Source organism: Sphingomonas sp. IBVSS2, from assembly GCF_002127225.1.
Taxonomy (GTDB): Bacteria; Pseudomonadota; Alphaproteobacteria; order Sphingomonadales; family Sphingomonadaceae; genus Sphingomonas.
Genome location: NZ_NFUR01000005.1, coordinates 307,186 through 331,433, shown reverse-complemented (window position 1 = coordinate 331,433; position 24,248 = coordinate 307,186). Strand labels below are relative to the sequence as shown.

At 67.7% G+C, this 24,248-nt stretch carries 21 protein-coding genes and 1 tRNA gene; 11 read left to right on the top strand and 11 right to left on the bottom strand.

Features of this window, described 5'->3' with window-relative positions; genetic code table 11:
• Positions 1–179: 179 nt before the first annotated feature.
• Entirely contained in the window at positions 180–617 is a 438-nt protein-coding gene (locus CAP40_RS17080) for a cupin domain-containing protein (RefSeq protein WP_086130734.1), read from the bottom strand.
• A gap of 105 nt (positions 618–722) precedes the next feature.
• On the opposite strand from CAP40_RS17080, the gene CAP40_RS17075 reads away from it, so the two are divergent.
• The 5 genes from CAP40_RS17075 (at position 723) to CAP40_RS17060 (ending at position 3,962) form a co-directional block, all read left to right on the top strand.
• Positions 723–1,082, top strand: coding sequence for a glycine zipper 2TM domain-containing protein (locus tag CAP40_RS17075; protein WP_086130733.1), 360 nt, complete (start codon positions 723–725; stop codon positions 1,080–1,082).
• Positions 1,083–1,185: 103 nt separating this feature from the next.
• On the top strand, positions 1,186–2,364 hold the full coding sequence (locus tag CAP40_RS17070) for a glycosyltransferase (RefSeq protein ID WP_086130732.1): 1,179 nt from the start codon (positions 1,186–1,188) through the stop codon (positions 2,362–2,364).
• Between the two features lie 59 nt (positions 2,365–2,423).
• The gene (locus CAP40_RS20540) at positions 2,424–2,579 is read left to right on the top strand and encodes a hypothetical protein (RefSeq protein ID WP_179188325.1); all 156 of its coding nucleotides are present in this window, start codon (positions 2,424–2,426) and stop codon (positions 2,577–2,579) included.
• 77 nt (positions 2,580–2,656) lie between these two features.
• Positions 2,657–3,292 carry a hypothetical protein gene (locus tag CAP40_RS17065; RefSeq protein WP_086130731.1) on the top strand — a complete coding sequence of 212 codons (636 nt, stop codon included), beginning with the start codon at positions 2,657–2,659 and terminating at the stop codon, positions 3,290–3,292.
• Positions 3,293–3,332: 40 nt separating this feature from the next.
• A complete protein-coding gene (locus CAP40_RS17060) occupies positions 3,333–3,962 on the top strand; it encodes a TMEM175 family protein (RefSeq protein WP_086130730.1) in 630 nt (209 codons plus the stop codon).
• Between the two features lie 55 nt (positions 3,963–4,017).
• Here the strand turns inward: CAP40_RS17060 and CAP40_RS17055 are convergent, their stop codons facing one another.
• The 5 genes from CAP40_RS17055 to yajC all read right to left on the bottom strand — a co-directional run bounded on the left by CAP40_RS17055 (position 4,018) and on the right by yajC (position 8,485).
• Entirely contained in the window at positions 4,018–5,139 is a 1,122-nt protein-coding gene (locus CAP40_RS17055; protein WP_086130729.1) for a DUF3089 domain-containing protein, read from the bottom strand.
• A gap of 68 nt (positions 5,140–5,207) precedes the next feature.
• The gene (locus tag CAP40_RS17050) at positions 5,208–5,579 is read right to left on the bottom strand and encodes an Mth938-like domain-containing protein (protein WP_086130728.1); all 372 of its coding nucleotides are present in this window, start codon (positions 5,577–5,579) and stop codon (positions 5,208–5,210) included.
• A gap of 4 nt (positions 5,580–5,583) precedes the next feature.
• A complete protein-coding gene (secF, locus tag CAP40_RS17045; protein WP_086130727.1) occupies positions 5,584–6,537 on the bottom strand; it encodes a protein translocase subunit SecF in 954 nt (317 codons plus the stop codon).
• A 14-nt stretch (positions 6,538–6,551) separates the two neighbouring features.
• Positions 6,552–8,144 (bottom strand): protein translocase subunit SecD, encoded by a 1,593-nt coding sequence (gene secD, locus CAP40_RS17040; protein ID WP_086130726.1) that lies wholly within the window; start codon positions 8,142–8,144, stop codon positions 6,552–6,554.
• Positions 8,144–8,485 carry a preprotein translocase subunit YajC gene (yajC, locus tag CAP40_RS17035; RefSeq protein ID WP_086130725.1) on the bottom strand — a complete coding sequence of 114 codons (342 nt, stop codon included), beginning with the start codon at positions 8,483–8,485 and terminating at the stop codon, positions 8,144–8,146. Before yajC ends, secD begins: the two co-directional genes overlap by 1 nt.
• Positions 8,486–8,628: 143 nt before the next feature.
• Here yajC and CAP40_RS17030 point away from each other — a divergent pair.
• Positions 8,629–8,705, top strand: a tRNA-Pro gene (locus tag CAP40_RS17030).
• Positions 8,706–8,815: 110 nt separating this feature from the next.
• On the opposite strand, the gene CAP40_RS17025 is transcribed toward CAP40_RS17030, so the two are convergent.
• Complete coding sequence (locus CAP40_RS17025) at positions 8,816–9,988, bottom strand: acyltransferase (RefSeq protein WP_086130724.1); 1,173 nt, start codon at positions 9,986–9,988, stop codon at positions 8,816–8,818.
• Between the two features lie 159 nt (positions 9,989–10,147).
• On the opposite strand from CAP40_RS17025, the gene CAP40_RS17020 reads away from it, so the two are divergent.
• On the top strand, positions 10,148–11,497 hold the full coding sequence (locus CAP40_RS17020) for an MFS transporter (RefSeq protein ID WP_086130723.1): 1,350 nt from the start codon (positions 10,148–10,150) through the stop codon (positions 11,495–11,497).
• 149 nt (positions 11,498–11,646) lie between these two features.
• Here the strand turns inward: CAP40_RS17020 and CAP40_RS17015 are convergent, their stop codons facing one another.
• Positions 11,647–13,896, bottom strand: a complete 2,250-nt coding sequence (locus CAP40_RS17015; protein WP_373384951.1) for a glycoside hydrolase family 3 N-terminal domain-containing protein — start codon at positions 13,894–13,896, stop codon at positions 11,647–11,649.
• A 227-nt stretch (positions 13,897–14,123) separates the two neighbouring features.
• Between CAP40_RS17015 and CAP40_RS17010 the strand changes: the two genes are divergently transcribed.
• Complete coding sequence (locus CAP40_RS17010; RefSeq protein ID WP_086130721.1) at positions 14,124–15,140, top strand: LacI family DNA-binding transcriptional regulator; 1,017 nt, start codon at positions 14,124–14,126, stop codon at positions 15,138–15,140.
• A 153-nt stretch (positions 15,141–15,293) separates the two neighbouring features.
• Positions 15,294–16,727: a glucoamylase family protein gene (locus tag CAP40_RS17005; RefSeq protein ID WP_086130720.1), complete on the top strand. Its 1,434-nt coding sequence runs from the start codon at positions 15,294–15,296 to the stop codon at positions 16,725–16,727.
• Between the two features lie 68 nt (positions 16,728–16,795).
• Here CAP40_RS17005 and CAP40_RS17000 read toward each other — a convergent pair whose 3' ends face one another.
• From CAP40_RS17000 to CAP40_RS16990, 3 genes are all read right to left on the bottom strand, one after another.
• Positions 16,796–18,091, bottom strand: coding sequence for a hypothetical protein (locus CAP40_RS17000; protein WP_144034407.1), 1,296 nt, complete (start codon positions 18,089–18,091; stop codon positions 16,796–16,798).
• Positions 18,092–18,172: 81 nt separating this feature from the next.
• Positions 18,173–19,975: a family 43 glycosylhydrolase gene (locus tag CAP40_RS16995; RefSeq protein ID WP_086130718.1), complete on the bottom strand. Its 1,803-nt coding sequence runs from the start codon at positions 19,973–19,975 to the stop codon at positions 18,173–18,175.
• Positions 19,976–20,084: 109 nt separating this feature from the next.
• Positions 20,085–22,979, bottom strand: a complete 2,895-nt coding sequence (locus tag CAP40_RS16990; protein ID WP_256924305.1) for a TonB-dependent receptor domain-containing protein — start codon at positions 22,977–22,979, stop codon at positions 20,085–20,087.
• Positions 22,980–23,265: 286 nt separating this feature from the next.
• Between CAP40_RS16990 and hslV the strand changes: the two genes are divergently transcribed.
• Both hslV and CAP40_RS16980 read left to right on the top strand, forming a co-directional pair.
• Positions 23,266–23,817, top strand: coding sequence for an ATP-dependent protease subunit HslV (gene hslV, locus CAP40_RS16985; protein ID WP_086130717.1), 552 nt, complete (start codon positions 23,266–23,268; stop codon positions 23,815–23,817).
• Positions 23,810–24,208 carry a hypothetical protein gene (locus CAP40_RS16980; protein WP_144034406.1) on the top strand — a complete coding sequence of 133 codons (399 nt, stop codon included), beginning with the start codon at positions 23,810–23,812 and terminating at the stop codon, positions 24,206–24,208. Before hslV ends, CAP40_RS16980 begins: the two co-directional genes overlap by 8 nt.
• Positions 24,209–24,248: the final 40 nt, after the last annotated feature.

Below are 24,248 nucleotides of genomic sequence, written 5' to 3'. Positions count from 1 at the left end.
CGAATGCGGTTTCCCGAAGGCACCTGCACCGTTTCCGGCCCGTGTAAACCTCTGATCTTGCTTTGGTTTCCCGCCGCCGGACCGTTCCGCTTACAGTCATGATGGTGTCATCGAACCCGAGTCGCGCAAAGCGCGAAATGCCCCTGCAGGCTTGTGAAGACTGTGGATAACGTGGACAACTAGGCAATATTGTTGCGCGGAGACCAATTTGGAGGCGCCAATTCGAACCCGGCGAAATCGAAGCCCGGAACGACGATGCAGCTCACCAGCGCCCATCCGTGCGGCGCCTCGGTCGCCTGCCAGCGATTCGCCGGGACCAGGCACTGGGGCGCATAGCCCGCGGTCACGTCGCCGCCAAGCCGGGTCGTCGCCGGATCGCGGTCCGCCGCGTCGGCGATGTGGAGCGCGAGCGGGCTGCCGGCGTGCCAGAGCCACCATTCGTCGGCATCCACCCGGTGCCAGTGGGAGCGCTGGCCCTGCTCGAGCAGGAAATGGATCGCGGTTCCCCTCGCCCGCCCGTCCGCGCCCGGCGCCGCGCGCCAGGTCTCGCGATACCAGCCGCCTTCGGGATGGGGCGCCAGTTCCAGCCGCTCGATGATCGCCCGCGCTTCGTCCATTTTCCTTCCCTTCGATGAACGATATGTTGTTTTCCGTTCATGAAACTAGTTCGGAACCGAAACGTTAGGTTCCCGGTTTGCCCCAAAGTGCATCAGGAGTGTAACATGCGGAAATTCATTCTCGCGCTCGGCGCGATCGCTGTGGCCGTGCCGTCCGTCGCGGTGGTTCCGGTCGCGGCGAACGCCGCCCCCATCGCCAAGGCCGGTGTCGACGGCAACTGGTCGCAGGATCGCCGCGACCGCAAGCGCTACGAATATCGCGAATGGCGCGGGCGTGACGGCCGCAGCTATTGCCGCAAGCCCGACGGCACCACCGGCCTGGTGGTCGGCGGCGTGGCCGGCGCGCTGGTCGGCCGCACGATCGACACCCGTGGCGACCGCACCGTCGGCACGCTGCTCGGTGCCGCGGCCGGCGCGGTGGCGGGCCGCGAGATCGAGCGCAGCGGCAAGCGCCGCTGCCGCTGATCCTTCCCCGGCAACAGGAAACGGCTCGCCCGGAGAACGCGCCGGGCGAGCCGTTTTCGCGTGGCGAGCGGCCCGTTAACCGTTGCCGGCTATAGGCAGGAGCATGCTCCGCGTGCTCGTCCTCTCGACGCTCTTCCCCGATGCGTCGCGCCCCAATTTCGGCATCTTCGTCGAGCGCCAGACCCGGGCGCTGGCCGAGCGGGAGGATGTGGAAGTGCGCGTCGTCGCCCCGCTCGGCCTGCCGCCCTGGCCGCTGGCACGGCTTTCCCGCTACGCCCGTCTCGCCGCCCTGCCGGAACGCGAGACCTGGAACGGGCTGACGGTCCACCGCCCCCGCTTCCGCAACCTGCCGGGCACCGGCGGCCGTTTCCATGCCCGGGCCCTCGCCGCCGCGCTCACCCCGCTGCTCGGCGCCATCCACCGGGAATTCCCGTTCGACGTGATCTCCGCCGAGTTCTTCTTCCCCGACGGCCCTGCTGCAGTTGTGCTCGGCGAGCGCATCGGCGTGCCCGTGTCGATCAAGGCGCGCGGCTCCGATATCCATGACTGGGGCCGGCGCAACGCCATCGGGCCGCAGGTGATCGCCGCCGGCCGGGGCGCGGACGGCGTGCTCTCGGTGAGCGATGCGCTGCGCGCCGACATGATCGCCATGGGCATCCCGGGCGAGAAGATCGAGACGGTCGCCACCGGCGTCGACCTGGCCCGCTTCGCGCCCCGCGACCGTGCCACCGCCAAGGCGGAGCTCGGCATCGACGGGCCACTGGTCCTCTCGGTCGGCGCGCTGATTCCGATCAAGGGGCACGATATCGTCATCGACGCCGTCTCGACGCTTCCCGGCGTCACGTTGTGGATCGCCGGAGAAGGCCCCGATCGCAAGCGGCTCGAGGCGCGGATCGAACAGCTCGGCCTGGGCGACCGCGTCAGGCTGCTCGGCTCGATCCCCCCCGATCGCGTCGCCGCGGCGCTCGCCGCCGCCGATGCGATGGCGCTCGCCTCGGAACGCGAAGGCCTCGCCAATGCATGGCTCGAGGCGCTGGCGAGCGGCACCCCGATCGTCATCCCCGATGTGGGCGGCGCCCGCCAGGTGGTCACCGCGCCGGCGGCCGGCAGCATCGTTCCGCGCACCCCCGCCGCCTTCGCCGAGGCACTGGGCGCGCTGATCGCCGCGCCGCCCGCTCCGGCCGACACCCGCGCCGTCGCCGCACCGTTCACCTGGGCCGCCAACAGCACCCGTCTCCACGCGTTTCTCCAGCGCCTCGTCGATCGCCGCCACGGCGCCTGAGGGAACCGCTTCGCCCCGCCCGCCGTTCGTGCCCGGAACGTAACGGAGAGAGACGAACCATGGACCCTTTTCGCAACCTGCCCGAGCGACCTGCCGAAGCGCCGCCGCTCGTCTATTACATCCTGCCCCAGGCAGAGCAGGCGCCCGAGGCGCCGATCGGCCCGGGCGACCTGGAGATAGAGTTCGAACCCGATTGGGAAGCGGAAGAAGAGTGATCCTTTTCCGCGTTGACTAGGCGGCGTCGGTCCGTGACATTCATGACAGTGAAGTTACCAGCGGTGGAGACCGAGTGATGGCGGGCAAGAAGGACAAGCGGGCCGGCGATACCAAGCCCGAGAAGAAGGGCTTTCTTCCCAAGAGCATCGCCGGGATGAAACTGCCCAAGGAACTGCGCAGGCAGCTTGACGCGCTGGCCAAGCATCCGGTGGTGAACGATCTGCTCGCCGCGGGCCTGGTCGCGCTGGCCGCCAAGCTCAAGCCCAGCGAGAAGGCCGAGGAAGCGGCCGCTCCCGCTTCCCCGCCCGCCCCGAAACCCGCAGCGGCCACCGCTGCGGCCAAGCCGGTGGCCAAGCGCACGCGCAGCGTCGCCGCGAAGCCGGCCGCCAAGGCGCCGGCAAAGCGTGCGGCCAAGCCCGCAGCCGCGGCCAAGGCACCCGCCACTCCGGCCGCCGCCAAGGCATCCGCAACCAGGGCCGAGGCCAAGCCGGCGGCACCCAAGGCTCCCGCCGCCAAGGCCGAAGCCAAGCCGGCGGCGCCCAAGGCCGCGGCAAAGCCCAAGCCGGCTCCGGCCAAGCCGGCCACCGAGACCGTTGCGGCACCCAAGCCGGCGCCGAAACCGCGCAAGGCCGCGGCGGCCAAGGCGCCGGCCACCACGCCACGCGCCACCACGCGCCGCGCCAAGGCGACGCCGCCCAAGACGACGCGCTGATCCTCTGCTAGGCACGCTGCCGAACCAGAGGGGGGATTCAATGAAGCCGAAGGAAACGCACGCCGACAGTCCGGCGCATGGGCTGGAGCGCATGGCGTTCTTTTCCGATGCCGTGTTCGCCATCGCGATAACATTGCTCGTGATCGAGATCCACGTGCCGCATGTCGCCGCGCCCTATAGCGACACCGCGTTCCTGGAGGCGCTGAACAAGCTGATCCCGAACTTTATCGGCTTCTTCGTTTCCTTCTTCGTGATAGGCGCCTTCTGGGCGGGGCATCACCGGGCGTTCGATTGTGCGCGCCACTGGAGCCCCAGGCTCTTCCTGCCCAACCTGCTGCTGCTGAGCGCGATCGCCGCGATGCCTTTCTTCACGGCCTTCTCGTCCGAATATTATGGCCACCGCGTGCCCACCGCCTTTTATTGCGGCTGGATGATCCTGATATCGATCTTCAATATCCTGATCCAACGCGTCCTCACCGCGCCGCCGGTGGTGGGAGAGCATGTGACGCCGGCACAGCGCCGGATGATCCGCCAGCGCGGCCTTGCGGCGCTGCTCGCTTCCATCACCGCATTCGTGACCAGCCTGTTCATCCCGTTCCTTGCCCAGATAGTGCTGATCACCATTCCGCTCTGGCGCATGCTGCTGACACGGTTGGCGCCGGCACGCTGAAGCCCGTATCGGCAAGCCGTTACCGGGCGGGGACCAAGCCCGCCTCGGACGGCGCCTAGCGCTTCTTCGCCCAGGCGCGATACTGGCGCGCGGTCAGGTCGACCAGGTCGCCCTGCGCCAGGTTCATGTCGATCAGGTGCAGGCCCCAGTCCTTCAGGATCATGCTGCCCACCTTCACGTCGCCGGGGATGGTATCGGTGCGCGCATCCGCCGGATCCGCGTTCACCGTCACCGCGAGATAGTTGAAGCCGTCCTTGTCGACGCACTCGGTGGAGATCAGCCCCGGCACGCTGACGAAGGGCGTGGCGATCGCTGCGCCGTCCTTGCTCCAGGCCTCGGCCGGGCCCGGGACGAGCATGTTGCCGCCGGCATTGAGATAGGCGTGCGCCACTGCCCTGCCGCCGCCCAGCGCCGCCGGATTGGTGCAGCCCGCCTCGACGCCCGGCCTGTCGCCCTTGGCGAAGCGGCTGGCGGCGGTGGGCGGGGAGTCGGCGCGGAAGCTCGCATAGGTGACCACGCATCCGGCCTGGTCGGCGCTGCGGCACAGCGGGATCGTCGGGAATATGCCACCCACGTCCTTGCCCGCCGGGACCGGCACCGAACTGCCGATCAGCATCGCCGAGACCAGCTGCTTCTGCGCGGGCTTGCCGTCGATTTCGCGGGCGACGAGCTGGGTGAGGATCAGCGAGCCCTGGCTGTGCCCGATCAGCACGACGCCGCGCCCCTTGTTGTCATGGGCCATGTAATCGTCCCAGGCCGCCTTCACGTCGCGATACGCCATGTCGCGGTCGATCGCGGGCGCGCCGCCGCCCATGATGCTCCTGAGCGCGGTGAGCGTGACCTGGCGATAGACCGGCGCGAACACCCGGCAATTGGCGCCGAACCGCGCCACCTGGAACTGCGCGACGCGCTTCTCCTCGGGCCCTGGGATCATGTCGCTGTTGGGAGTCGGGTCGAGCGAAATGGTGGGGTAGACGTAGAAGCAATCGAACTGCGGCGCGCGCGCGGCCTTGAACGGCTCGACGCTGCGCGCGCCATCGGCGGCGACCACCGTGGCGGAGAGGTCCGCGGTACACGCATCCTGCCGGCCGGGCCGGCAGAGCCAGTTGGCGGCGTTGCGATAGTCCGGCGTGTCCGATCCAGCGGCCATGGCCAGCGCGAGCGCGAGAATCATCATGCTGCCTCTCCCTTTCCGGGCAGCATATCCAATGTTCGAGCGATGCGGAAAGCCTCCCCTCCGGGAACCTAGTCCAGCGGGTAGAGCGCTCCGGCGATCCAGCGCAGTTCGGCGCGCAGCACGCCCCAGGCGCGGGCCGCGGCGCGGCTGTCCATCGCCTCGATGCCGATGCCCCTGGCACCCAGCGCCTCGGCCAGTGCCCGTGGCGGGCGCACCAGCGTCCTGCCAGTGCCGAGCAGCAGGAATTCGGGCCGAGGCTCCAGACCCAGCAAGGGCGCGAGATCGGCTTCGGTCAACTCGGCGATCGGCGGCGGCGCCCATCCGTCCGCGCGCTCGGGCGTGATGAGCAGCCCTTCATAGACGCCCTCGTCGACTCGAAAGCCGCGCCCGGAGAAGCCGGAGATGACCGGCCCCTCCGCGCTGGCGCGCTTTACTTCCATCGGCTCAGCGGACGCGCTCGGCGCCGCTCGCCGGCGAGGGCTTCTCCTCGCGCGGGCCCGGCTTCAGGCCCAGCGTGATCAGCAGCGACGACGAGACATAGATCGACGAATAGGTGCCGACGACGATGCCGAGCATCATGGCGGCGGTGAAGCCGCGCAGCACCGGACCGCCGAAGATCAGCAGCGAAGCGAGCGCGAGCATGATCGTCAGCGAAGTCATCACCGTGCGGGGCAGCGTCTCGTTCACCGAAAGGTCGATGAGCTCGCTCATCCCCATCTTGCGGTACTTGCGCATGTTCTCGCGGATGCGGTCGTCGATCACCATCTTGTCGTTGATCGAATAGCCGATGATCGTCAGCACTGCGGCGACGATGTTCAGGTCGAACACCATGCCGGTGACCGCGAAGAAGCCGAGCGCCATCAGCACGTCGTGGATGATCGCCACCGCGGTCGAGATGCCGAACTGCCATTCGTAGCGGAACCACGAGAAGATCGCGATGCCGATGATCGCCAGCACCACGGCCAGGATGCCCTTGTTCACCAGCTCGCCCGAGACCTTGCCCGACACGGTGGAATAGGTGCTGAAGGTCGCGCCGGGGAACTTGGCCGCCAGCGCCGTCTTCACCGTCTCGACCATCTTGTCGACCGCATCCGGCGTGGTCGAATGCGGCACCGGCAGGCGGATCGTCACGGTGTTCTGGCCGCCCAGCTGCTGGAGCGCCGCCTCGCCGAAGCCGAGCTCGTTCACCGTCTCGCGCACCTGGTCGAGATGCGGCGGGCTGGCGAACTTCTCCTCGATGGAGACGCCGCCGACGAAGTCGACGCCCATGTTGAGCCCATGGACGGCCACCAGCGCCACGGCGGCGACGGTGAGCAACGTGGTGACCGCGAAGGCGATGAAGCGGACGCGTACGAACCCGATGTTCGTATTGTCGGGAATGATCTTGAGGAGCCGCATGCGCGTCGCTTCCGTTAAATGTGGATTTCGGTCGGCCGGTTACGGCGCAACCAGATCGTGACGAGCATGCGGGTGAACACGACGGCGGTGAACACCGAAGTCGCGATGCCGATCAGCAGCACGACCGCGAAGCCGCGCACCGGGCCGGAACCCAGGATCACCATGATCAGGCCGGCGATCGCGTGCGTCACGTTCGCCTCGAAGATCGTCCGGCTGGCTTCCTTGTAGCCAAGCTCGACCGCCTGGCTCACGCTGCGCCCGCGCCGCCGCTCCTCGCGGATGCGCTCGTTGATCAGCACGTTCGCGTCCACCGCGGTGCCGATGGTCAGCACGAAGCCGGCGATGCCCGGCAGCGTCAGCGTGGCGTTGAGCAGCCCCATCACTGCCAGGATGACCAGCACGTTGATGATCACCGCCAGCGTGGCGTAGATGCCGAAGCGGCCATAAGTGAGGATCATGAACGCGATCACCGCGATGACCGCGATGATCGAGGCCGTGACGCCGGCGCGGATCGAATCGGCGCCGAGCTCGGGGCTCACCGTCGACTCCTGCACCACCTTCAGCTTCACCGGCAGCTTGCCCGAGCGCAGCGCGATCGCGAGCTGGTTCGCGCTTTCCACGGTGAAGCCGCCGTTGATCACGGCGCTGCCGCCCAGGATCGGCTCGTTGATGTTCGGGGCCGAGATCACGACGCCGTCGATGATGATCGCGAACGGCTTGCCGCTATTCTCCTGCGTCACCTTGGCGAAGCGCTTCGAGCCGGCGCCGTTGAGCTGCAGCGTGACGCCCGGGGCGCCGGTCTGCGGGTCATAGGTCTGCTTGGCGTCGACGAGCATGTCGCCGCTGATCATCACCTGGCGCTGCACGGCGACCTTGCCGCCCGCCTGGTACGGCATGATCACGTCGCCGGCGGGCGCTTCGCCGCGCTGCACCGCGTTCTGATCGGCGTTGACGTCGACCAGGCGGAACTCGAGCACCGCGGTCTGGCCGATCAGCGCCTTGAGCGCGGTCGGGTTCTGCAGGCCCGGCACCTGCACGACGATGCGGTTGGTGCCTTCGCGCACCACGGTCGGCTCGACGGTGCCGAGCGCGTTGATGCGCGTCTCGATCACTTCGCGCGCGTCGCCCATCGCGGTATCGATCGCTTCGTTGATCCCCGCCTCGGTCGGCGTCAGCACGAATTGCGACGAATTGACCACCGCGACGTCCCACTGGCGCTGGCCGGTGGTGCCCACGCCGGTGCCAGTGATCGCCAGCAGCTTCTCGCGCGCGGCATCGACCTTGGACCCGTCCCGGACCATGAAGCTGACCTTGCCGCCCTGGATCGACACTTCGCCAATGTCGATCTTGGGGTCCTTGCGCATCTCGGCCTTCACCTGATCGGACATCTGCGTCAGCTTCGCCTGGCGCACGTCATCGGTGTTCGCCTCGAACAGCAGGAAGCTGCCGCCGGCAAGGTCGAGGCCCAGGTTGATCGCCGGCTTGGGCACCCAGCTCGGCCAATGGTCGCGCGCGCTCTTGGGGAAGAAGCTCGGGATCGACAGCGCGATCATGATCGCGATGCCGACCAGGATCGTCGTGATCTTCCAGCGGGGAAAGTCGAGCATCAGTCGTTCGCGGGCTTCGCGCCGCCGGCCGGCATCACGCTGGTGAGCGTGGCCTTGATCGCGCGGACCTTCACATTGGGGGCAAGCTCGATCTCGACTTCGGTCTCGTCGACCTTGGTCACCTTGCCGAGCAGACCGCCGCCGGTGACGACCTGATCGCCCTTCTTCACGGCGTTCACCGCGTTCTGAAGATCCTTCATCCGCTTCTGCTGCGGGCGAATCATCAGGAAGTAGAAGGCGACGAAGATGAGGACGAGCGGCGCAAGTCCGAGGACGCCGCCCATCGGGTTGGCCTGGGCTGCCGCGCCTGCGGCCTGTGCATGTGCTGGCGTGATGAGCATGGGGTCCTGATTATTATTGTCATGGGCGGAGGAATCCGCACCGTTCAAGCGCGGCGCGCTAACATGCGGCACACCCCGGCGCAACTATTGTCGCCCATGGGTTGCATCCCGCGCCGGTCCGGCCTAGAGGGCGCACCCTTGGTCGGGGCGTAGCGCAGCCTGGTAGCGCATCACACTGGGGGTGTGGGGGTCGCAGGTTCGAATCCTGTCGCCCCGACCATTTCATCGATCGATCTCCGATCCGCCCCTTTTCGGGGCCCTTCCCTCAGCCATGGCCCCGATGCCGCGAACCCCGGCGGATTCGCGCGGGCCCGCGCCTGCGCGTCCCGGCTAGGGCGCCGCGATCTCCTCGGGCAGGGTCTGGCGCGCGCGCGTCCGGCTGCCGGTGACGCGCGCGATCACGGCCTTGCCCAGCCGCTGCCCGGGCAGCTCGACCAGCCTGTAGGTGACATAGGCGAAGGCATAGGTGGCCGGCACCACGATCGCGCCGGTCAATGCGAATCGCCCGGCCGCGCCAAGCCCGGTGCCGAAGCGCGCGATCACGCCCGCCGCGACCGGGTACAGGATCAGCAGGTGGATGAGATAGGCGCCATAGGAAAGCTCCCCCAGCCAGTGGAACGCCCTGCCGCCGAGCAGCCGCGCCGCCCGGTCGACGGCACCCAGCGAGCGCAGGTGGACGAGCGCGAAGAAGCCGAGCACCAGTATCTCGCGCACGATGATGTGGAGCAGGTCGTGATCGCCCCCCACCGGCATCACCGCGAGCAGCATCGCCACGACGAGATGGACGCCGATCCGCCCTCGCCCCGGCCCGGGATCGGCGGCGATGAGCATGCCGCACAGGAAGAGATGCAGCTTGAGCGGCAGGAAGGCGGGCATCGGGAAATCGAGCCCCAGCCGATGCGCGAGCACTGCCAGCCCCAGTGCCGCGCCCGCCGCGACCAGCGCGGCCGGCACCCAGCCGATCCGCCGCGCGAGCAGCACCAGGAACGGAAAGGCGGCGTAGAACTGCATCTCCAGTCCCAGGCTCCAGTCCGGCAGCGGGGTGCGGAAGGCATAGTCGGGAAGCAGGCCGAACACGAAGCTGACATGCGTCGCGATATTGGCGAGGCTCGCATCGGCATAGCGCTCGCGCGGCTGGAGCGGCTCGCCCAGGAAGCTGTCGATCGCCACCCGGTCGGCATAAAGGGCCGGCCCGGCGAGCAGCGCCACGGCCAGCGCCACGTAGAAGAGCGGCGCGAGGCGAAAGAAGCGGCGCGTCCAGAATGCCGCCCAGGTGCCGGGCGCGCGCCAATCCTCCGCACCGGCGCGCAGCCGATACTGGAACACCATCAGGAAGCCGGAGAGCAGGATGAACAGATCGACGCCGAGATCGGGCTTGCTCAGCACCGGCAGGCGGAAGCCGGTGAGGATCACGATGTGCCCGAACAGCACCCAGAGCGCCGCCAGCCCGCGCAGGCCGTCGAGGCATTCGACTCGTCGGATGTCGGCCGGCCGAATGTCCATCGCGTACCTCCAACGCCGCCCGCCGCTCCCCGGCACGACAGCCGTATCCGGAGCCCGGACCGCCGCGCAAGCCCGCCCGATCGGCCGATCGCCCAGCCGGACGACGGCATGCGCGATAAGCCCGTGACGCGCGCGCCCCGCCCGCGCTAGACAGGCCCGATGATCGCCCGCCTCCGCGCCGCGCCGGCACGCCTCCGGCTGCTGCTCTTCGCCTTCGGGGACTTCGCCTTCAATCTCTACTGGCAGAGCATCATGCTCTTCCTGCTCTTCTACTATACCGAGGCGCTCGACCTGCCGGTGGCGCGGGCCGCCGCGATCTACACCATCGCCTCGGTATGGGACGGGCTCGCCAATTTCCTCGCCGGCGCGATCGCCGACCGGCGCGAGCCCGGGCGCGGCTATGGCCGCTTCCTGATGCTGGGCAGCATCCCGCTGGGGCTCGCCTTCGTCCTCACCTACATGCCGCCCCTTGCAAGCGGATGGTGGGGCATCGCGACGATCTTCGCCGGCCACCTGCTCTTCCGCACCGCCTATGCCGCGGTGAACGTGCCCTATCTGGCGATGAGCGCGCGGGTGAGCAGCGACAGCCGCGACCGCGCCTTCCTCGCCGGCATGCGCATGTTGTTCGGCACGATGGCGGCGGTGCTGGTCGCGCGCGGCACGCTGCCGCTCGGCGCCTGGCTGAGCGGCAGCGCGGTTCCCGCCCAGGCCTATCTCGGCGCGGCGATCCTGTTCGCGATCCTGGGCACCGCGATCCTCATGCTGGTCGGCGCCAGCTACCGCGAGCAGGTCGCGCCCGCACGCACCCAGCCGCCCTCGATCGCGGCGAGCCTCGCCAGCCTCGCCGCCAATCGTGCCTTCGTCACGCTCAACCTCGCGATGATGGCGATGATCGTCGCGGTGACGATCCTCAACAAATCGGTGCTCTACTATTTCAAATATTTCATCGGCGACGACGTGGCGGGGCAGAGCGCGCTCGCCTGGATGGGCGTGGTCGGGGCGGCGGCGGTGCCGCTGTGGATGCTGCTCCAGCGCCTGCTCGGCACGCGCGGACTATGGTTCCTGGCCGCCGGCTTCTGCATGGCGGGGCTGGCGCTGTTCGCCGGCGCACATATCGACCGGGCCACGCCGATGCAGCTCTTCCTGGTGGCGATGCAGGCGCTGATCGTCGGGCTGCACTTCGCCTATTGGGCGATGCTGCCCAACACGGTGGAATATGGCGAGAAGGCCACCGGCCTGCGCGTCGAAGGCGCGGTGTTCGGCATGGCCGCGCTGCTCCAGCGCATCGCGATCGGCCTCGCCACGCTGCTGCTCGCCAGCGGATTCGACGCGGCCGGCTATGTCGCCAATGTCCGGCAGAGCGAGGCGACCCTCGCCGCGATGCGCCTCACCATCGCGCTGGTGCCGCTGGCGTTCCTGGCGCTGTCATGCGTGCTGATGCTGCTCAACCCGCTGGGCAAGGGCGCGCATGCCCGGATCGTGAAGGACCTGGAGAGGCGGGCAAATTAATTCCTCCCCCAGCTTGCTGGGATAGGGGGACCATCGCGAAGCGATTGGGAAGGGCGGTGCGATACGCGCCGTCATCGGCGCACCCCTCCACCACCGCCTTTGGCGGCGGCCCCCCTCCCCGAGGCAAGCTCGGGGAGGAATTGAAGAACTCAAGCCGCCAGCGTGAACTGCGCCTTCACGCCCTCGGCTTCCGCCGACGGCGCGATCCACAGGTCGAACAGCCCCGGCTCCACGGTCGGCTTGTTCTCGCGGCCGATGAACAGCAGCTGCTCGCGGCGGAGCTTGAACGTCACCGTCTCGCTCGCTCCCGGCGCCAGCGCCAGCTTGCGGAACGCCTTCAGCTCGCGCACCGGCCGCGTCACGCTCGCCACCCGGTCGCGGATGTAGAGCTGCACCACTTCCTCGATCGCGCGGCTGCCCGAATTGGTGATCTTCGCCGAGACCGCGATCTCGCCGTCCCAGGGCAGGGTCGCCGGCACCGACAGGTCGGAATAGCCGATCTTGCCATAGGTCAGGCCGTGCCCGAACGGGAACAGCGCCGAGTTCGGGATGCCGCGATAATGCGCCTTGTAGGGCTGCAGCGGCCCCTCCGGGTTCGGCCGGCCCGTCGGCTTGTGGTTGTAGTAATAGGGCTGCTGCCCGGGCGAGCGCGGGAAGCTGCACGGCAGGCGCCCGGCGGGGCTATAATCGCCGAACAGCACGTCGGCGGTGGCGTTGCCGCCCTCCGAGCCCAGGAACCAGGTGACGAGGATCGCCGGCGCCGCCAGCACTGCGCCGTCCAGCGCCAGCGCCCGGCCGTTCTTGAGCACCACCACGATCGGCTTGCCCGTCCGGGCCACCGCTTCCGCAAGTTCCATCTGCGGCGCGGGGATCACGATCTCGGCGCGCGACTGCGCTTCGCCGGACATGTTCTCGCTCTCGCCGATCGCCAGGATCACCACGTCCGCCGCATTGGCCGCGGCCACCGCCGCTGCGATGCCGCCGGCCAGCGGCGCTTCGACGCCCGAGCCGAGCGTGACGCTCACCGAGCCCTTGTCCACCACCGCGCCGCGCACGCCGGTGGCCAGGTCGATCGCCAGCGCATTGTCGCCATAGACCACCCAGGGCCCGTTGATGTCGTGCTTGCCCTCGGCGAACGGCCCGATGATGGCGATCTTCTTGCCGCTCTTGGGCAGCGGCAGCAGGTCGCCATCGTTCTTGAGCATCACGATCGACTTGCGGCCGCTCTCGCGCGACAGCGCGATCGCTTCCCTGGTGCGCGAGCGCGCCTTTTCGCGCTTGGCATCGATCCGGCGGAAGGGATCCTCGAACAGGCCGAGCCGCGCCTTCATCGCCAGCACCTTGCGCACCGATTCGTCGACCAGCGCGATCGGCACCTCGCCCTTGGCGACGAGATCGGGCAGGTGATCGCGGTAGAAGCCGCTGGTCATGCTCATGTCGACGCCGGCCAGGAAGGCGAGCTTGGCCGCTTCGCGCGCATCGGCCGCGAAGCCATGGTCGATCATCTCCATGTCGCCGGTATAGTCGGAGACGACAAAGCCCTCGAAGCGCCATTCGTCGCGCAGGATCCTGCGCATGAGCCATTCGCTGCCGGTCGAGGGCACGCCCGAAATCTCGTTGAACGACGCCATGGCCGAAAGCGCGCCTTCGTCGAACGCGGTCTTGAACGGCGGCAGATAGACTTCGCGCAGCGTGCGTTCGGAAACGTCGACGGTCGAATAGTCGAGCCCGGCCTCGGCCGCGCCATAGGCGGCGAAATGCTTGGCACAGGCCAGCATCGCGTCGTTCGCCTTCAGGTCCTTGCCCTGGAAGCCGCGCACGCGCGCCGCCGCGATGACCTCGCCGAGCAGCGTGTCCTCGCCCGCGCCTTCCATGGTGCGGCCCCAGCGCTGGTCGCGCGCGATGTCGACCATCGGGGCGAAGGTCCAGTCGATGCCCGCCGCGGCGCCTTCGTACGAGGCCATGCGCGCGGTGCGCTCGGCAAGATCGGGATCGAACGCCGCCGCCTCGCCCACCGGCACCGGGAAGATGGTGCGATGGCCATGGATCACGTCGGCGGCGAAGAGCAGCGGGATCTTGAGGCGCGACCTGGTCATCGCCACGGTCTGCATCCGGCGGGCCATCTCGGCGCCGTTGCCGTTGAACACGCCGGTGAGCCGCATCTTCGCGACTTCCTCCAGCTGCTGCTCGAAGCTCGGGCCGTTGGTGGGCGGGTTGAGCGCGGTGGCGACGCCGCCGCCCCAGGCCGCGGGCAGGATGGTGAGCTGCCCGGCCTTCTCCTCCACCGTCATCCTGGCGATCAGCGAATCGATGAAGGCGGGCACCGGCAGGCTGCCCGCCGCCTGCAGCATCGCGCGCGCCGGGCTCGCGGCCCAGGCCGCGACCGCTCCGGCTCCCATGAGAGCCGCGCGTCGCGAAATCCTGGTGTCGAACATCTCGTTTCCTCTCCTGAACGCCCGCCGCTGAACGCCGACGGAAATTGTCTGCACCCGGCCGACCGCGAAACTTTTTTGCTTGTCGCCGCCCGCCGTAACCGGTTACATAACTCGCGGACGGGTTGTATTGCAATCGCCGAAGCGGTCTGAAACGCGGGAAAACACGCGTCGATCGGGGAGAAGGGACTGAAATGGGCGAGGCCACCATCCGCGATGTCGCACGCCGCGCCGAAGTTTCGGTCGCGTCGGTGTCGCGCGCGCTGAACGGCCTCGACAATGTCCGCGCCGAAACCCGCGAGAAAGTGATCAAGGCGGCCAACGAGCTCGGCTATGTCCCCCATGCCGGTGCGCGCAGCCTCAGCCTCGCCCGCGCGCACGCGATCGGCGTCGTCCTGCCGGACCTGCACGGCGAGTTCTTCTCCGAATGCGTCCGCGGCATGGACAGGGAGGCGAGCCGGCGCGGCTATCTCCTCCTCCTTTCCAACATGCACGACGACAGCGACCAGGCGGCGGTCGCGCTGCGCACCATGCGAGGCCGCGTCGACGGCCTGCTCGTCATGGCCCCGCACATCGCGCCCGAGACGCTCGAACAGGCCATCCCGCCCGCGCTCCCCTCGATCCTGCTCAACAGCCATGCCGATCTGCCCGGCCGCCCGGCGCTGCGCTTCGACAATCGCGCGGGCGCCGAGGCGATGGTCGAGCATCTCGTCGCCAACGGCTATCGCCACATCGTCCATATCGCCGGGCCGGAGGGCAATCTCGACGCCGCCCAGCGCGCCGAGGGCTATCTCGCCGTCTGCGCCCGCCACGCCCTGCCCCCGCGCATCCTGCCGGGCAACTTCAACGAGGAGGCCGGCGAGGCCGCCGCGCGCGCGATACTGGCGAGCACCACGCGCACCGACGCCGTCTTCGCCGCCAACGACATGATGGCGATCGGCTGCCTCCATGCGCTGCGCGACGCCGGCACCCGCGTGCCCGAGGACATCGCGGTCGCCGGCTTCGACGACGTGCCGCTCGCCCGCTATCTCTCGCTCAGCACCGTCCGCGTGAACATCGCCGAGATGGGCGCCCGCGCCGTCGCCCGGCTGATCGACCTGCTCGAGGGCAAGGACATGCACCGCGCCAGCGAGACCCTCACTCCCGAGCTGGTGATGCGCGCCACCACGGCGCCGCGCACCGCCCCCGGGAACGGAGCCGCGCATGCGTGACCGCGGCTCCGTTTCTCTCTCGGCCTGGACTGTAACCGGTTCCACGGCTCCCTTCCCCGGTTACACCCCCCTCGGGGGCGGCGCCGCGCGCGCTGCCCCCGATTTTTCGGGGCGGAACGGGGACCCCGCTCTATCGGCTATGAGGCTTCGGACATGATCGACCGGCGTGCGCTACTTTCGCAATCTTCGCTGCTGCTCGCGGCCTCGGCGCTGCCCGGCGCCGCCGCGGCGCAGGCGCGCAAGGGCGCGGCCGCGCGCGCACTGCCGCCCTTCTACGCCGACATCGAATACCGCACCTTCCGCTGGTTCTGGGAAACGGCGCGGCGCGACAACGGCCTGGTCCCCGATCGCTATCCGTCGCCCAGCTTCTGCTCGATCGCTTCGGTCGGCTTCGCGCTCACCGCCTATCCGATCGGCGTCGAGCGCGGCTGGATCACCCGGGCCGAGGCGCGCGACCTCACCCTCACCACGCTGCGCTTCTTCTGGGAAGCGCCCCAGGGGCCCGAGCCGACCGGCAGGATCGGCCACAAGGGCGCCTTCTATCATTTCATCGACATGATCACCGGCGCGCGCTTCCGCGACGTCGAGCTTTCCAGCGTGGATACCGCGCTGCTGCTGATGGGCGTGCTGTTCGCCGGCCAATATTACGACCGGGCGGACGCCAAGGAGCGCGAGATCCGCGCGCTCGCGCACAAGCTCTATGCCCGTACCGACTGGAATTTCTTCCGGGCGGACGGCCGCAAGGCCGTGTCGATGGGCTGGCACCCCGAGCGCGGCCTGATCCCGAGCAACTGGACCGGCTATAACGAGGGGATGTGCGTCTACCTATTGGGCCTGGGGGGGCCGGAGCATCCGCTGCCGGCCGACAGCTGGGACGTGTGGACCTCCACCTATCCGCGCAGCTGGCGCGGCGAGGGGCCGACCCGCCGCCTCGCCTTCGCGCCGCTGTTCCCCCTGCATTACAGCCATATCTGGATCGACTTCCGCGGCATCCGCGATGCGGCGATGCGCGAGGCCGGCTTCGACTATTTCGAGAACAACCGCCGCGAGACGCTCGCCAACCATGCCTATTGCGTGGCCAATCCGATGCGCTGGGACGGCTATGGCGCACAGAGCTGGGGGCTCGCCGCATGCGATGGCCCGGGCAATTTCCGCCTCGACTTCAAGGGTGAGCACCGCGAGTTCTTCGGCTATTCCGCGCGCGGCCCGATCGATGAGCCGGACGGCCGCGACGACGGCACGATCACGCCCAGCGCCTCGCTCGGCTCGCTGCCCTTCGCACCGGAGATCGTGATCCCCACCGCGCAGGCGCTCCGCCGCGACCATGGCGACCTGCTCTACGGCAAATACGGCTTCTACGACGCCTTCAACCCGAGCTTCCGCTGGACCGACAAGCAGCTCGAAAAGGGCCGCGTCGATCCGGTGAAGGGCTGGTACGACACCGACTATATCGGCATCGACCAGGGCCCGATCCTGCTCCAGGCGGCGAACTACCGCAGCGACTTCGTGTGGAAGCGCATGCAGGCGTGCGCGCCGATCCGGAAGGGGCTGAAGCTGGCCGGGTTCACCGGCGGGTGGCTGGGGTGATCCGGCTTCGCGCCGGGGCGGGGCCGGCCATCATGCCCCGCCCCGGCGCGCCGGATCAGCCTCCGGCCTTAGCTTGCCTTGTAATAGGGAATCTTCACCGCGGTCGCGCCGACATAGGCCGTCAGATAGCCCAGCGGACTGGCAGGCAGGATCGCAGCGCCGCCCGCTGCACCCACGGTAAAGCCGGTGCCGTTTCCGAGCGCGACCTTCCCGCTTCCAGGATTGGTCGCGGCGCCGGACAGGACCAGCGTGCCGACATTGTCGATCGGCTCACCATTCATGTCGAGCGTACCCACTGCGGGCGTCATCGCGAAGTCCCTGGCGCCAAAGGCCGAGAGATAGCCGGTGAAGCGGTTCCGGACGGTGTTGTAGATCTGGCCGCCCACCGTGTCCGCATTGACGGTATTGGAAGACACGAAGAACTGCCCGGTCCCGGCGTTCAGCACGCTGCCGTTCAACGACCCGTAGAACTGCACGAAATTATTGCCGATCGCATCGGAGAAGTCGCTCCAGTTCACCGGAGCCATGCCCATGATGCCGTTCGCCACGGCACCATTGAACGCGATCGCGCGCGCACCGGCGGTGCCGCGGCATTCGGCACGTCCGCCATAGAAGTAATTCTGGGTGCAATCCGCATCGAACTGGATCGGCGCCTGGCTGAACGCCGCTTCAAAGCTGACGCCGTACCACGACGTCCCGGATACCGGGCCGCTGAAGACCACCGCGGCCCGGGGCGTGCCGGTGAAATCGACCATGCGCGGCATGAAGAATCGCGTGTCGTTGGCATCGTTCAGATCCCAGCCGAGACCACAACGCTCGACTTCGGGCGAATAGAAGCTGTTCCAGTAGCACACGGAACGGAGCTGCCATGCCGTGCCGAATTTGGCGGTGCCGTTCGCGGTGCCGACGAAGCAATTGATCCATTGGCAATATTGCCAATAGCTGCAGTCCCACGCGATCGCGCAGTCCTGCATGGCGCGCAGATTGACCATCTCGAATGTGCACCGCGCCACTTCATTGCCCGAAGACGCATGGGCGGAGATGGCAGGTCCCGCGTGATCGATCAGGAAGTTGATGTTGCGCAACTTCAGCGGCGTGCGCGTGGGCAGATAGATCGTGCCGGTGAGCCGAAACCGGCCGCCATTGCCGTCCAGCACCTGCCCCGTCGCCGCGGCCTGGGCGATCGCGGCCGATACCGCGGCCGTGTCGTCGGTGAAACCGCCGCCGGTCGCGAAGCTCTCGAGCGACAGCACCCGACGAAGCGCAGTCTCCACCGTCTCCGCATGCGCGCCACCCGCCTGTTCGAAGCCGACGAGCGAAGCGCCGTCCGATGCCGCCAGCTGTGCTTCCGTCACATACGCCATGATCACATTCTCCATAAATCCACTTGGAACATATAGAGAACAATGCAAATCCTACATTGCAAGCCGGAACTGGAGCGCGGATCAGCGGATCCGCATCGCCCGCGTCCGTTTCGACACCCCGTTCTCGTCGAACGCCTCGATCGCGACCCAATAGTCCACGCCGACATTCAGTGCGCGGATGTCCAGCGCCGCGCCCTGGTCGGCCCAGCGCTGATAGGCGAGCGTCAGCCGGTCCGGCCGCACACCCCACAGGACATTGTAACCCACCGCGCCCTTCACCGGCCTCCACGCCACATGGGCGTTGCGCGCATCGCCGTCCCGCTTCGCCGACACGCCGCCGGGCATCGCCGGCGCCTTGCCGCCCGCGCTGCCGAACACGCGCAGGTCGCTGATCGCCAGGTTCGCGCCGCCGACATGCTCGTGCACGTATCGCACGTACCGCGCCTCCACCGGCGCCGGCAGCTGGAAATAGGCGTTGGGCCGGTCGCGGCGCGGCGCCTCGGTCCTGGCCAGCGGGCGCCAGTTCCGGCCGTCGAGCGAGGATTGCAGCGCGAACTCGGTATAGATATCCGGTGCGTCGCCGAAGCGGCCGGACTGGTAGTCGGCGAAATTCACCTGCACCGCGCGCAGCGTCTTCGCCGCGCCGAGATCCACCGTCAGCGTCTCGCCGGGCCGGTTCGCGCCTGCCACCCAGAAGGTCCGCGGATTCTCGTCGGTCACCCGGTCCGCCGCGAACGCGCCCGTCGTCGATGAGGCCGCCGCCGATTTCCGGTACGACAGCAACATCCATCCGGTGAACAGGCTCTCCGGATCCGCGACCTTCGCGCCCGGCGCATAATGGGGAAAGTCGCCGAACCGGGTCGAGACCGACATCTGCCCGTCCGCCCAGAATTTCGCCGGCCACATGCCGATGCGCCGCTCGAAGGTCCAGTTGTATCCGATCCAGGGCGTGCCGGTGTTCCACCAATTGCCGTCGACGTCCTGGAAGGTCGAGCCGTGCCCCGCTCCCTGCACGAAGCCGCCGGGCTTGTAGGCGACCGGGTTCCACGGCGCATATTCGAACGGCCCCAGCGGCTTGTCCGAGACATAGGTGCCGTTGGCATAGGCGTTGTATTCCGTCCCCGGCGCGCCGTACTGGAGATAGTAGCGCCCCCCAGCCTTCGTCATCCAGGCGCCTTCCATGAAGGGCTTGATCGGCGTGCCGTCGGGCAAGGCGCCGCTATGGTCCTGGCCGAACCGTTCCCAGCCATGTCGTTCGGGCTGCAGCGCGAGCATCGGCCGTGCCCTTCCCTTATAGGCCAGCTTCCCGTCCGCGAACGCGATCTCCATCCCGTAGAGCGGGAAGACGTTGGACGAGCCCCAGTACATGTACCATTTGCCGTCCTCGTCCTTGAACAGCGCCGGATCCCAGGGCCCGGGCGGCACTTCGCCCTGCTTCGGCTCCACGCCCGGCCCCTGTTGCCCGGGGATCGCCGGCATCCGCCGCACGAAGAAGTCGAGCTTGCCGCTGTCGGGATCGCTGGTGGAGAGGATCGCGTTCGGCTCCATCATCGAGGGCTGGATGAGGATCCGCTCGCCATCGGTCCACACCGCCGGCGCGACGATCGAGCGCATCGGCCAGCGGCTGGGCGTGACGAAGGTCCAGTGCACCAGGTCGGGCGACGACCAATATCCGTCCGCCAGCGTCTGGAAGAGATAATATTTGCCCTTGAAGGTGACGATCGCCGGATCGGCGCCGGTGCGATAGGAAATGCCCTCGTTCACCTGCTCGAAATTGTAGCGATAATCGATGTCGATCGGATTGGCATAGGTCCGGCGCGCCTCCTGTGCCTGGACGGTGCCCGTCGCGAGCAGCCCGGCACCGAGCGGAAACAGGATGCGCATCGTTCTTCCCCAAATGAAAAAGGGCCCGAATGAAAAAGGGGCCCGAATGAAAAGGGGGAGGAAAGCCCCGTGGCTCGCCTCCCCCGAAAGTGACTGGGCGGGCAGCGCCTCAGAAGCGATAGCCCAGGCGGAACTGGATGCGCCGCGGCAGCGTGATCGTGTTCGCGCCGATCAGGCCCGGAACGAGCGGGTCGGTGGAGCTCATGAAGGTGTCGAAGTCCTTGAAGTTCTTGTTGTTGAACAGGTTCAGGACATCGACCGCCGCCTCGAGGTTGCCGCCTGCGATCTTCACGTCCTTGGCGAGCGAGGCATTCACTTCGCAGAAGGCGAACAGGCCCTTGATGCAGTTCTTCACCGGATAGGCCGTGACCAGGCGCAGCGCGCCGGTGTCGAAGCCGTTGGTGGCATCGGTCACCTGATAGCCCGCGCCGCTGCTCAGCGTGGTGAGGGTCGAGAAGCGGAAGCCCAGCGGCAGGTCGACCATGCCGGAGATCACGATCCGGTGCCGCTCGTCGCCGGCCTTGGGGCGCCAGCCATAGCGGTCCGGCGTCACGCCATCGAGGCTGAACAGGTCGCCGCCATTCTGCTCCGCCTTGGACAGGGTATAGGCGATGTTCAGGCCCCAGCCCGAGCTCTTGGTGTAGTTCTTGTCGAGCGTGAAATAGAGCGCCTTGTAGCGGGTATCGAGCCCGTCATAGCCGATCAGGACATTGGCATAGCCGAACGGAATCACCGGCGCGGTGTTGCAGCAATTGCCCAGGCCGTTGTTCTGCCGGGTGGCGAACAGGTTGGTATAGCCGTGGCGGCCGCGCTGGTACGAGCCGGTGACCGAGGCCTCGAACACGCCGATGCGCTGGCGCACGCCGAGGCTGAACTGGTCGTTCACCGGCGGCTTCGCGTTGTTCTTGACCGCGAACAGTTCGGGCAGGCCGGCGCTCTGGGCGCTGGCGACCAGTGCAAGCAGGCCTGCGCGCGTGCCATAGGACGGGTTCCACTGGATGGTCGGCAGGCCCGAGCGCGGCTGGCCGTCGCGCGAGAAGCGGAATATGCCGATCGGATTGATCGTGCGCGACAGCTCGTCGATCGTGTTGTTGAAATTGTTGCGGTCGTAATAGCGGCCGGCCCCGCCGAAGATCACCGTCGAGCGATCGCCCTTGATGTCCCAGGAGAAGCCGAGGCGCGGCGCGAAGGCACCGGCGAACGGCTTACGGTTGGTGCCGTCGGTGATGTAGTTCTCGGGATCGAAATAATAGGTCTTGGGCAGCGCGCGGAGCGCCGCCGCCGCCGCCGCCGGCGTGCGATAATGGTTGTTGAAGCCGTTGGTCTCATAGTCCCAGCGCAGGCCGAGATTCAGCTGCACCCGCTCGGTGACGTTCCAGTCGTCCTGGACATAGAGGCCGATCTGGGTGTTCGACCCCTGGATCTTGCCGCTGCCCAGCCCCAGCCGCGCTTCGGCCGGGAAGGAGAAGTCGGTGTTGCCGGGGACGTCGATGCGATAGGTATAACGCGGCTGGATATAGGCGTTGTTGTCGAACTGGATGTCCGTCACTTCCACGCGCGCGCCGAACTTGATCGCATGGCCGTCGAAGCCGGTGAAGGTGAAGTCGTCGCGCAGCGTGTAGCTCTGCTGCGTCTCGTTGCGGGTAGAATCCTTGCCGCCGAACAGGATCACGCTGACATAGTCGTAGGACGGAAGCTCGGGGTGCAGCGATGTCGGATTGAAGTTGTAGTTCAGGTAGCTGGCGTTGAACTCGTTGGTAAAGTTGTTGCCGTTGTAGTTCCACTTGAACAGGTAAGTGTCGACCTTATTCTTCTTGTTTTCGGCGTTCTCGAAGGAAGTATTATTGCCGAAGTTCTGGATGTCGCTTTCCTGGCGGCGGCTGAACGACAGGTCGAAGGTCTGGCGATCATCCGGCGTCAGGGTCAGCTTGCCGAAATAGAAGTCGCCGCGGAAGGGGCTGACGAATGCGCCTTCGAACTCGCTCAGGCGGCGGCCCGAATATTGCTCGAACTGCCGGATCGCGTCGGCGGACCCGCTGCTCTTGACGTTGAAGGCGCGATTCTGGTCGTTGCCTTCATAGGCGCCGAAGAAGAACAGCCGGTCCTTGATGATCGGGCCGCCCAGCGACACGCCATATTGCTTGCGCTCGAACGGCGGCTCGGGGCGGTTGTTGCGCTTGTCGAGATACGCCTTCTCGCTCAGCCCCTTGTCGGTGTACTGGCCGAAGATCTCGCCGTGGAACTCGTTGGTGCCCGATTTGGTGACCGCCGTGACGATCGCCGCGCCGGCCTGCTCATATTCGGCCTTGTAGTTCTGGGTGAGGACGCGGAATTCCTGCACGGCGAGCTGGCCGAACGGGTTGCCGCGGCTGTTCTGCTGGCCGGCGATACCGCCCTCGCGCAGCTGGTTCTTCAGGCTGACGCCGTCGACGAACACGTTGACCTGGCTCGCCGTCGAGGCGCCCGAGGTGAAGCCCTTGTCGGTCTCGCTGTCATTATATTTCACGCCCGGGGCGAGCGCGACGAAGGACAGGAAGTTGCGGTCGGTCTGCGGAAGACGCTGGATCTGCGTCACGCTGACATTGGTCGCGACTTCGCTGGTCCGCGTCTCGCTCAGGCGGCTGCCGGTGACGACGATCCGGCCCTCGGGCACCGCCGCGCCGCCGACCGTCAGGTCGAGGCTGGCCGACTGGCCGACTGCGACCACCACCAGCTGGCTCGTAGTCTCGGCGCCCGCCGTGGCGGTCACTTCATATTCGCCCGGGCGCAGGCCGGTGAGCGTGTAGCCGCCATTCGCATCGCCGGTCGCGCGCCAGGTCTGGTTGGTGGCGGTGCTGCGCGCGGTCACCTGCGCGCCGGCCGCGCCCTTGCCGTCGGCGCCGATCACCTGGCCGCGCACGCTGGCGGTGCTCACCTGCGCCGACGCCATGGTCGGCAGCAACACCGCGCCGCTCGCGAACAAGGTCGCCGCGGCCATCGCCGTCGCCGAGATGCCACGCGTCAAGACGCGACGATTCTTCCTCGAAATTCCCACTGTCATTCCTCCCCAACCCAGTTGTAACCGGTTACAAACGGTGGCGCGCGTTGTTCTGATTATGGTTGCCGCCGGAAACCCCCATGAAACCGGTTTCATGAAACTGTCAATCCCACGGATGCGTCAGCGTTGTCGGCGCTGAATTTTGCTGCACTGCGATGTGTCGTCGATGCAACACCTCGGTCCGCCCCCGCCATCCGCGGGTTGCTGGCCACCCCTCTTGCGGCGTGTGCGGGGGACTCCCCATATCCGCGCCATGAGCGAAACAAATGCGTGGCACGGCACGACGATTCTCTCCGTGCGCAAATCCGGCAAGGTGGTGATCGCGGGGGACGGCCAGGTCTCGGCCGGCAATACCGTGATGAAGCCCAACGCCCGCAAGGTGCGGCCCCTGGGCGACGGCAAGGTGATCGCGGGCTTCGCGGGGGCCACCGCCGACGCGTTCACGCTGTTCGAACGGCTCGAGGCCAAGCTGGAGCGCCATAACGGCCAGTTGCTCCGCGCCGCGGTCGAGCTCGCCAAGGACTGGCGCACCGACAAATATCTCCGCAACCTCGAGGCGATGCTGATCGTCGCCGACAAGGAAGTGACGCTGGTCGTCACCGGAAACGGCGACGTGCTCGAGCCCGAGGGCGGCGTGGCGGCGATTGGCTCGGGCGGCAATTTCGCCCTGGCCGCCGCGCGCGCGCTGGTCGACTACGAAAGCGACCCCGAGAAGATCGCGCGGGCCGCGATGAAGATCGCGGGCGAGCTGTGCGTCTACACCAATGATCGGCTGACGGTGGAAATGCTCGACAGTGATGCCTGACGCCGGGGGCGGCCGGATGGAGTTCCGCCTCGACTATGATCCCCGCCGCAACCGCATTCTGGTCCATATCCGCGATTTCTGGACGGTGGAGACGGTACGCGCCTTCGCGGCGGCGGCCGGCGCCAAGGCGCAGGAGGTGCGCGCGATCCGCGACGATTACGACGTGCTGATCGATTCGCGCGACTTCCCGGTGCAGGCGAACGACGTCGCCGACCTCCTCCCCAGCATCGCCGAGGCCGGGCTGACCCTCACCTCCGGCCGCGCCGCCTCGGTGGTGGGCAGCCATCTGAACAAGCTCCAGGCCGAGCGCACCCAGACGCATCCCCGGATGCGGATTTTCATGACGATGGAGGAGGCCGAGGCCTGGCTGGGGGAAGGCAGGCCTCGCTAGGCTTCCCCTCCTTTTTCCTCCCCCCTGCAAGGGAGGGGAT